The 8,872-nt window shown below is 71.9% G+C and carries 9 protein-coding genes; 4 read left to right on the top strand and 5 right to left on the bottom strand.

The genetic code is table 11. The features are described 5' to 3' along the window. Window positions 1–84 precede the first annotated feature (84 nt). Complete coding sequence (sucB, locus tag ASD11_RS05035; RefSeq protein ID WP_056284144.1) at window positions 85–1,899, top strand: 2-oxoglutarate dehydrogenase, E2 component, dihydrolipoamide succinyltransferase; 1,815 nt, start codon at window positions 85–87, stop codon at window positions 1,897–1,899. Between the two features lies 1 nt (window position 1,900). Continuing rightward, window positions 1,901–2,788: a TIGR01777 family oxidoreductase gene (locus tag ASD11_RS05030; RefSeq protein ID WP_056284143.1), complete on the top strand. Its 888-nt coding sequence runs from the start codon at window positions 1,901–1,903 to the stop codon at window positions 2,786–2,788. A gap of 4 nt (window positions 2,789–2,792) precedes the next feature. Here the strand turns inward: ASD11_RS05030 and ASD11_RS05025 are convergent, their stop codons facing one another. Then, window positions 2,793–3,221 carry a hypothetical protein gene (locus tag ASD11_RS05025; protein WP_156464599.1) on the bottom strand — a complete coding sequence of 143 codons (429 nt, stop codon included), beginning with the start codon at window positions 3,219–3,221 and terminating at the stop codon, window positions 2,793–2,795. Between the two features lie 65 nt (window positions 3,222–3,286). Here ASD11_RS05025 and lipB point away from each other — a divergent pair, with 65 nt between their 5' ends. Then, window positions 3,287–4,003, top strand: coding sequence for a lipoyl(octanoyl) transferase LipB (gene lipB / locus ASD11_RS05020; RefSeq protein WP_056284139.1), 717 nt, complete (start codon window positions 3,287–3,289; stop codon window positions 4,001–4,003). Here lipB and ASD11_RS05015 read toward each other — a convergent pair. The 4 genes from ASD11_RS05015 to ASD11_RS05000 all read right to left on the bottom strand — a co-directional run bounded on the left by ASD11_RS05015 (window position 3,970) and on the right by ASD11_RS05000 (window position 8,048). After that, window positions 3,970–5,175, bottom strand: a complete 1,206-nt coding sequence (locus tag ASD11_RS05015; RefSeq protein WP_056284136.1) for an ABC transporter permease — start codon at window positions 5,173–5,175, stop codon at window positions 3,970–3,972. The genes lipB and ASD11_RS05015 overlap by 34 nt on opposite strands. After that, complete coding sequence (locus ASD11_RS05010; protein ID WP_056284132.1) at window positions 5,172–6,050, bottom strand: ABC transporter ATP-binding protein; 879 nt, start codon at window positions 6,048–6,050, stop codon at window positions 5,172–5,174. The genes ASD11_RS05015 and ASD11_RS05010 overlap by 4 nt, the downstream gene beginning before the upstream one ends. Before the next feature lie 79 nt (window positions 6,051–6,129). Beyond that, on the bottom strand, window positions 6,130–6,792 hold the full coding sequence (locus tag ASD11_RS05005; protein WP_056284129.1) for a response regulator: 663 nt from the start codon (window positions 6,790–6,792) through the stop codon (window positions 6,130–6,132). Further along, window positions 6,789–8,048: a sensor histidine kinase gene (locus tag ASD11_RS05000; RefSeq protein WP_235503341.1), complete on the bottom strand. Its 1,260-nt coding sequence runs from the start codon at window positions 8,046–8,048 to the stop codon at window positions 6,789–6,791. The genes ASD11_RS05005 and ASD11_RS05000 overlap by 4 nt, the downstream gene beginning before the upstream one ends. A gap of 50 nt (window positions 8,049–8,098) precedes the next feature. Between ASD11_RS05000 and ASD11_RS04995 the strand changes: the two genes are divergently transcribed. After that, window positions 8,099–8,872: lipoyl synthase (locus ASD11_RS04995; protein WP_442854179.1), on the top strand; the 774-nt coding region annotated here is incomplete at its 3' end.

Here is an 8,872-nt window from a genome sequence, read left to right as displayed (position 1 = left end):
AGAACGAGGCCCTCGGCGAGGCCGCCCTCGCCCTGGCCGGCAAGCCGCTCCACTCCCACGCCTGAGCTGAAGGAACCCAGAACCATGGCAACTGAAGTCACCCTCCCCGCTCTCGGCGAGAGCGTCACCGAGGGCACCGTCACCCAGTGGCTCAAGTCCGTCGGCGACACGGTCGCGGTCGACGAGCCCCTCCTCGAGATCTCCACCGACAAGGTCGACACCGAGATCCCCTCACCGGTCGCGGGCGTCCTGCTCGAGGTCAAGTTCGAGGAGGACGACACGGTCGAGGTCGGCGCCGTCCTCGCGATCATCGGCGACGAGGGCGAGAGCCCTTCGGCCGGCGACGCCCCCGACGAGGAGCCGGCCGAGCCGGAGTCCGAGCCGGAGCCGGAGGCCGAGGAGACCGTCGAGGCACCCGAGCCCACCTCCCAGGAGTCGGCGCCCGAGCCGCCCGCCGAGGACACCCCTGCCCCGCAGGCCGACGCCGCCCCGGCGCCGTCGGGCGAGGGCACCGAGGTCACGCTGCCCGCGCTGGGCGAGAGCGTCACCGAGGGAACCGTCACGCAGTGGCTCAAGTCCGTCGGCGACGAGGTCGCCGTCGACGAGCCCCTCCTCGAGATCTCCACCGACAAGGTCGACACCGAGATCCCGTCGCCCGTGGCCGGCACGCTGCTCGAGATCAAGGCCGACGAGGACGAGACCGTCGAGGTCGGCGCCGTCCTGGCCATCATCGGATCCGGCGACGCCGCGGCGCCCGCCGCCGATCCGGAGCCCGAGCCCGAGCCCGAGAAGGCCCCCGAGCCGGAGCCCGAGCCCGAGCCCGAGCCCGAGAAGGCGCCGGAGCCGGAGCCGACCCCCGAGCCGGCCCAGCCGGAGAGCCAGGCGCAGCCCGAGCCGGAGAAGACCCCCGAGAAGACGGCCGCTCCGTCGTCCGCGGGCAGCTCCGACACCTACGTCACGCCCATCGTGCGCAAGCTGGCCAAGCAGAACGACGTCGACCTGGCCACCCTCACGGGCACCGGCGTGGGTGGGCGCATCCGCAAGCAGGACGTGCTCGACGCCGCCGAGGCCCAGAAGTCGTCGCAGCAGTCCTCGGCCACGCCGGCCGAGCAGGCCGCTGCCTCCTCGCCCCAGGCCGCCGCGCCGTCCGTGCCGGCGGCCCCCTCCGAGCCGTCGCCGCTGCGCGGCAAGACCGAGAAGCTCAGCCGGCTGCGCAAGACCATCGCCTCGCGCATGGTGCAGTCGCTGCAGACCGGTGCCCAGCTCACGCAGGTGCACGAGGTCGACGTCACCGAGATCGCCCGGCTCCGAGCGCGTCACAAGGACGCGTTCTACCAGCGCGAGGGCGTCAAGCTGACGTACCTCCCGTTCTTCGCCAAGGCGGCCATCGAGGCGCTCAAGGGCTACCCGACGCTCAACGCGGCGCTCGACATCGACGCCGGCACGGTCACCTACCCCGAGGGCGAGCACCTCGGCATCGCGGTCGACACCGAGCGCGGGCTCATCGTGCCCACCATCCGCGACGCGGGCGACCTGTCCATCGCGGGTCTCGCGCGCAAGATCGCCGACGCCGCCGAGCGCACGCGCACCAACAAGATCTCGCCCGACGAGCTCTCCGGTGCCACGTTCACCATCACCAACCTCGGCAGCAACGGCGCTCTCTTCGACACGCCGATCATCAACCAGCCGCAGGTGGCCATCCTCGGCACCGGCGCCGTCGTGAAGCGCCCCGTCGTCATCACCGACGCACAGGGCAGCGACAGCATCTCGGTCCGCAGCATGGTCTACCTGGCGCTCACGTACGACCACCGCATCGTCGACGGTGCCGATGCGGGTCGCTTCCTGACCGCGGTCAAGGAACGTCTGCAGAACGGGTCGTTCGAGGCGGAGCTGGGCTGACGTGCACGTCGTCGTGGGTGGGGCCTCGGGGTTCCTCGGGAGTGCCCTGGTGTCCCACCTGCGCGAGCAGGGGCACGAGGTCACGCGCCTCGTCCGTGGCGACGACAGCAGGGCCGACGCGTCCCGCTGGGACCCTGCCGCGGGTCGCATCGACCAGGTGCTGATCGACCGGGCCGACGCCGTCGTCGGTCTGTCCGGCGCCAGCATCGCCCGCTGGCCACGCACGAAGAGCTACAAGCGCACCCTGCTGGACTCCCGGGTCCAGTCCACGGCCACCCTGGCGCGGGCCATCGCCCGCTCCCCTGAGCCGGCGGCCTTTCTCTCCGGCTCGGCCATGGGCGTCTACGGCCAGGACCGCGGCGCCGAGGAGCTCCCGGAGACCGCCTCGGCGGGCGACGGCTTCCTCGCCGACCTCGTCGTGGCGTGGGAGGCAGCAGCGGCGCCGGCCACGGAGGCCGGCTCCCCCACCGCCTTCCTTCGCACGTCGCTCGTGCTCGACCGCGACGGAGGCATGGTCGCTCCGCTGGAGCGCCCCTTCCGCCTCGGCCTCGGCGCGCGTCTGGGCTCAGGGAGGCAGTACATGTCGATCCTGTCCCGCGAGGACTGGGTCCGGGCCGTCGCGTTCCTGCTCGAGCACCCCGAGGTCACCGGCCCGGTCAACCTCGCGGCCACGGCCGTGACCAACGCCGAGTTCACCGACGCCTTCGGCCGGGCGGTCTCCAAGCCCACGTTCCTCGTCGCTCCGAGCCCCGCACTCAGGCTGGCGCTCGGCCCCCTGGCCGGCGACCTCCTCGGCTCCGTCCGGGTGGTGCCGTCGGTGCTCACGTCCGCGGGGTTCACGTTCGACCACCCCGACGTCGACGCCGTGCTGGCCTCGGCCCTCGCCTGACCTCTCACCGAACCCGCGCCACGCGCCAGCCGTCGCGGACCTCCACGAGCGTCACGACGCGGCGGGTGGGACGGTCCTTCGGCAGGGCGGTGGCCTGTCCGGTGCGGTCGACGGCCCACGTGGGACCCAGCGTCTCGACGACCTGGAGGCGGACCCGTCCGGGGCGCTCGGCCGCCGCCTCGCACGAGGTGCGCACCATGGACATCCCCACGAGTCGCATCCCACGCCCTCGGTAGTCCCGGACCAGGGCCCGGTCGGGCTCTGCCGCCCGCTCGTCGACGTAGACCTTCCTCAGCGGTGCCGACGTGGCTCCGGCGAACGCCTCGGCTCGTCGGACGTCGAGCGCGCCGAGCGTCCGGCAGGCGGCGTGGGTGTCGCCCGGTCCCAGGAGGGTCGAGAGCACTGCGGTCAGGGTGATCCACCAGGTGGCCATCACCCCAGGTTCGCGGGCGCTCGCGAGCCTGACGAGCCACGTGTCCACAGGCGTACGCTGAGGACGTGAGCCTCATCTACCGTGACGAGTGGTACGGACACGACGCCATCGACTACCGCGAGGCCTGGGAGCTGCAGCGCGAGCTGCACGCCCAGCGCGCCGACGGGCAGATCGACGACACGGTGCTGCTGCTGGAGCACCCGCCCGTGTACACCGCCGGCAAGCGGACCGAGCCGCACGAGCGGCCGCAGGACGGGACCCGCGTGGTCGACGTCGACCGCGGCGGCAAGATCACCTTCCACGGTCCCGGCCAGCTCGTCGGCTACCCCATCACGCAGCTGCCGTCCCACGTGCTCGTGGTCGACTACGTCCGACGTGTCGAGGAAGCCCTCATCCGCGCCGTCGCCGAGCTGGGACTCGCGACCGGCCGCGTCCCCGGCCGCTCCGGCGTCTGGCTGCCCGCCGAGCGCGGCAAGCAGGAGCGCAAGATCGCCGCCATCGGCATCCGCGTCTCACGGGGGGTCACGATGCACGGCTTCAGCCTCAACTGCGACGTCGACCTGTCCTGGTACCAGCGCTTCGTGCCGTGCGGCATCGCCGACGCCGGCGTCACCACGCTCAGCGAGGAGCTGGGCCGCGACGTCACGGTGCCGGAGGCCGCTGCGCTCGTGCGGCCCCATCTCGACGACCTGCTGGCGTGGGAGCCCTACACCCCCACGCCAGACCTGGTCGAGCCGGACGACCTGCCTCAGGTGCCCTCGATACTCAGCGCCTCGCGGTAGCCCAGCTTCTGACCGGTGCGCAGCAGCGCCCGCTCGTAGATCGCCGTCCCGAGCCGCACGAGGAGCACGGCGGCCACGAGGGTGCCGCCGATCGCGACCCCGATCTGCCAGGCGGGGACCGAGCCCTCGGCCATGCGTCCCGGCATGATGATCGTGGAGACGATCGGGATCATCGAGACCACCTCGCGCACCGCGTCTCCCCCGGCGAAGCTGAGGAAGTACGGGATCATCAGGAGCATCTGGGCCGGCAGGGTCGTCGACGTGAGGTCCTGCTGGCGCGAGGCGAGTGCGCCCGCCACGGCCCACAGCGTCGAGAGCGCTCCGAAGCCCAGGACGAAGAACACGACGTACCAGGCCAGCGCGGGGCCGAGGTCCGCGAGCAGGTTGCCCTGCCCCGCGAACGCCGCACTCACGATGGCCGCGGCCACCATGAGGAGCACCTGCCCGAGGGCCAGCACCGTGTTGCCGGCGATCTTGCCCCACAGCAGGGCTCGGATCGGGACGGCGGCCGCGAGGATCTCGACGACGCGGCTCTCCTTCTCCTGTGTCACGCTCTGCGCGATCGTCATGCCGAACCCGAGGGCCGTGAGGAAGAAGAGGATCACCATCACGAAGGCCGCTGCCTCACGGGCGCCCGCGTTCTCGGGTGCGGGCTCGAGCAGCTGGGTCTTCGTGGCGGTCCCCGACTCCAACGTCGACAGGTCGACCGACTGGGCGGCCGCGTTCTGCTCCAGGGTGAGGCGGGCCGCCGCTCCCGAGACCGCCTGCTGCAGGGTGTCGTCGACGGACTTCTTGCCGATGAGCCGGAAGCCGTCGTCGGTCGGGACGAGGGCTGCGTCGGCGCTCCCGTCGCGCACCGCGGCACGCGCCGCGTCGGCGTCGTCGACCACCTTCGCCTTGAGCGTCAGGTTGTCCGACTCCGCCACCGGGGTCTTGGAGGCCGCAGACACCACGGCGCTCGCCTCGGCCCCCACGACGGCCACGTCCTTCTCGGACGGGCGGTCCTGGAAGAACGAGGCCGCCACGATGGCGGCCACGATGACCAGGACGGTGAAGGCCGTGCTGAGGATGAAGGACTTCTCGCGGATGCGGGTCGTGATCTCGCGCTCCGCGACCAGGCGCCACAGGGGCGCCGTGCGGGTGCTGCTGGTCCGGTCGGTGCTGGTGCTCATCGGACGGCCTCCTTGAAGATCTCGGACAACGGCGGACGGGCTCGGCTGACCTCGACGACGGGGCCGCGGTCCAGGACGAGTCGCGTGAGGTCGGTCGCGGACAGTCCGTCCAGGTCGACGAGCGCGCTCGGTCCGTCGACGTCGCGGACCTTGAGCCCACCGACGTCGCGCAGCCAGGCCGTGTCGACGCCGTCCATCACGACGCGGTAGCGGTCGGCCCCCTGGTCGCGGAGGTCGTCGACCGGGCCGGCGGCCACGAGGCGCCCTCCGGAGAGGATCACGAGGTCGTCGCACAGGCGCTCGACGAGGTCGAGCTGGTGGCTCGAGAAGAGCAGCGGAAGGTCCTTGGCCTCGCGGCGCAGCAGGTCGACCATGGCCTCCACGGCCAGCGGGTCCAGGCCACTGAACGGCTCGTCGAGCACGAGGGCGCTGGGACGGTGGATGAGCGAGGCCGCGATCTGGACGCGCTGCTGGTTGCCGAGCGAGAGGTCGTCGAGCTGGTCGTCGCCCCGGTCGGCGAGCGTGAAGTGCTCCAGCAGGTCGGTGGCACGCGCTGCGGCGTCCTGACGGCTGAGGCCGTGCAGGCGGGCGAAGTACACGAGCTGCTCGTGCACCCGCATCCGCGGGTAGAGCCCGCGCTCCTCGGGCATGTAGCCGAAGCTGCGGCGCACGTCGGCGGTGATGGGTCGGCCCTGCCACCGGACCTCGCCGGACGTGGGGCCGAGCACGCCCATGATCATGCGCATCGTGGTGGTCTTGCCGGCACCGTTGGCTCCGACGAACCCCGTCATGCGGCCGGGCCGCACGGAGAAGCTGACGTCGTCGACCACCGCACGGTCGCCGTAGACCCTGGTCAGTGACTGGACTTCGATCATGCCTCCACGCTAGGGAGACTGCGGCGCCGACGCATCGGCCGCGCGGCCCAACCGCGGCTCAGCCGAAAGGATGAGGACGCTAGTCCATCAGTCCCGACTCGTGGGCCAGGATGACCGCCTGCACCCGGTCCCGGGAGTCGAGCTTGGTGAGGATGCGGGAGACGTGCGACTTGACCGTCGCGGCGCTCACCACGAGGTCGGTGGCGATCTCGGCGTTGCTCATCCCCCGCGCCATCGCCATGAGCACGTCGCGCTCACGCTCGGTCAGCTCGGCCAGGCGCGGGTCCTCGGTGCGGGGGGTCCGAGCCGAGCGTCCGATGACCCGCTCAGTCACCTCCGGCGCCAGGAGCGAGTGACCGCCGGCAGCCAGGCGGATGGCGTGCACGAGGTCGTCCGGCGGGCAGTTCTTCAGCAGGAACCCGCTCGCGCCGGCCTGCAGGGCGTCGAAGAGGTACGCGTCGTCGTCGAAGGTGGTGAGGATGACGACCTTGGTCTCGGGGTGGGCCGCGACCACGGCACGGGTGGCCTCGATGCCGTCGGTGCCGGGCATCTGGACGTCCATCAGCACGACGTCGGGCGCGAGCGCGGCGACCTGGGAGACGGCCTCGGCGCCGTCGCGGGCCTCCCCCACGACCTCGATGTCGTCCTCCACCGCGAGGATCATGGTGAAGCCGGTGCGCACGAGCTCCTGGTCGTCGACCAGGAGCACACGCGTCACGTCGGCCGCCGCGGTCTCGCTCATGCTTCGTCCCCCTCCGTGGCCACCCGGACCCGCACGCGGAACCCGCCGTGCGGACGGTCGCCGATCTCCACCTCGCCGCCCAGCATGGCGGCCCGCTCGCGGATGCCGGCCAGGCCGAAGCCTCCGGAACCCTCCTTCGGACCGTCGGCGCAGCCTCGTCCGTCGTCGATGACCTCCACCTCGACCGCGTGGTCGAGGTAGCGCAGGGTCACCTGGACCACCCGAGCCGCTGCGTGGCGGCGCGCGTTGGTGAGCGACTCCTGCACCACCCGGAAGAGGTTGAGCCCCGTGGTGGCCGGGACGTCCACCACGTCGCCCACCTCACGGACGTCCACGCGAGGCGTGCCGTGGGGATCGGCGAGGAGTGCGATGTCGGCCAGGCCCGGCTGGGGCCCGCGGCCGCCCGCGGTCTCCGGCTCGACGTCGGCCTCGCGCAGCAGGCCCACCAGCTGGTGCATCTGGGCCACGGCCTGGCGCGAGGACTGCTCGATCGTGCCGAGCGCGGCCGAGGCCTGGGCCGGGTCGCGCTCCAGGACCCGTCGGGCTCCGGCGGACTGGATGCCGATGCTGCTCACGTGGTGCGCCACGACGTCGTGGAGGTCGCGCGCGATCCGCACCCGCTCGGCACGGACGGCGTTGCTCCGGTCGACGTCCTGTCGGCCCCGCTCCCGCTCGATCTGCTCCTCGATGACGGCGTTGCGGCGGGCGCTGCGCCACGCGGCCTGCCCCCAGGCCATGGCTCCGAGGAAGTAGACCACGTTGATGGCCAGGGAGTACGTGATGATCGCGGCCTCCCGCGGCAGCAGCCCGACCGACGCGGTGCGCGGCAGGGTGCCGGGCTGCGTGAACGCCCAGATCAACCACCCGAACATGGCCACGAGCACGACGGCGCTCGTGGCCCAGAGCAGCCGCTTGTGCCGCGACCACGCCCACGCGCCGTAGAGCGCGGCGAACAGGATCATCTGGATCGTGAAGACTCCGGCCAGGTCCTCCATCCGCTCGCCGACGACGATGAAGACGGCCGACTCCGCGAGCACCGTCGGGAGCGGCAGCACGCGTCGGCCGGCGAGGAGCAGGCCGGCGAGCCCGAACCACACGTAGGCCTCGACCCCGCTGTTCGTCCCGGCCGTCCCGTAGGCGCTCCGGAAGACCGCCACGGAGGCCAGGCAGACCAAGGCCACGCCGACCGCCAGGACGACGTCGGCCTCCACCTGTCGACGCGTGGGCGCAGGGCGGGTCCACTCGCGGTCGATCATGGTCACGGGCACGACCCTACCCACAGCCGAGCGCCCCGGAACGGGTCGTGATGGACCTTGGGCACGGGCGTACAGTGGATGTCGTGACCATCGCACCTGAGGGACGCAAGATGCTGCGGCTCGAGGTCCGCAACGCCGAGACTCCCATCGAGAAGAAGCCCGAGTGGATCAAGACCCGGGCCAAGATGGGCCCCGAGTACAACGAGCTCATGAAGCTCGTGAAGGGCGAGGGCCTGCACACGGTCTGCCAGGAGGCCGGCTGCCCCAACATCTTCGAGTGCTGGGAGGACCGCGAGGCCACCTTCCTCATCGGCGGCGAGCAGTGCACCCGTCGGTGCGACTTCTGCCAGATCGACACCGGCAAGCCCGAGGCGCTCGACCGGGACGAGCCCCGTCGCGTGGCCGAGTCGGTCCAGAAGATGCAGCTGCGCTACTCCACCATCACCGGCGTCGCGCGTGACGACCTCCCCGACGGCGGCGCCTGGCTCTACGCCGAGACGGTCCGCCAGATCCACGAGCTCAACCCGGGCACCGGCGTCGAGAACCTCATCCCCGACTTCAACGGCAAGCCCGAGCTGCTCGAGGAGGTCTTCGACTCGCGTCCCGAGGTCCTGGCCCACAACCTCGAGACCGTGCCGCGCATCTTCAAGCGCATCCGTCCGGCGTTCCGCTACGAGCGCTCGCTCGACGTCCTCACCCAGGCCCGCGCCTACGGCCTGGTCACCAAGTCCAACCTCATCCTCGGGATGGGCGAGACGCGTGAGGAGGTCTCGCAGGCGCTCAGCGACCTGCACGAGGCCGGCTGCGACCTCATCACCATCACC

Origin of the sequence: Aeromicrobium sp. Root495, assembly GCF_001426755.1 — a bacterium.
In the GTDB taxonomy this organism is placed as follows: domain Bacteria; phylum Actinomycetota; class Actinomycetes; order Propionibacteriales; family Nocardioidaceae; genus Aeromicrobium.
This window is presented reverse-complemented; position numbering and strand designations above follow the sequence as displayed.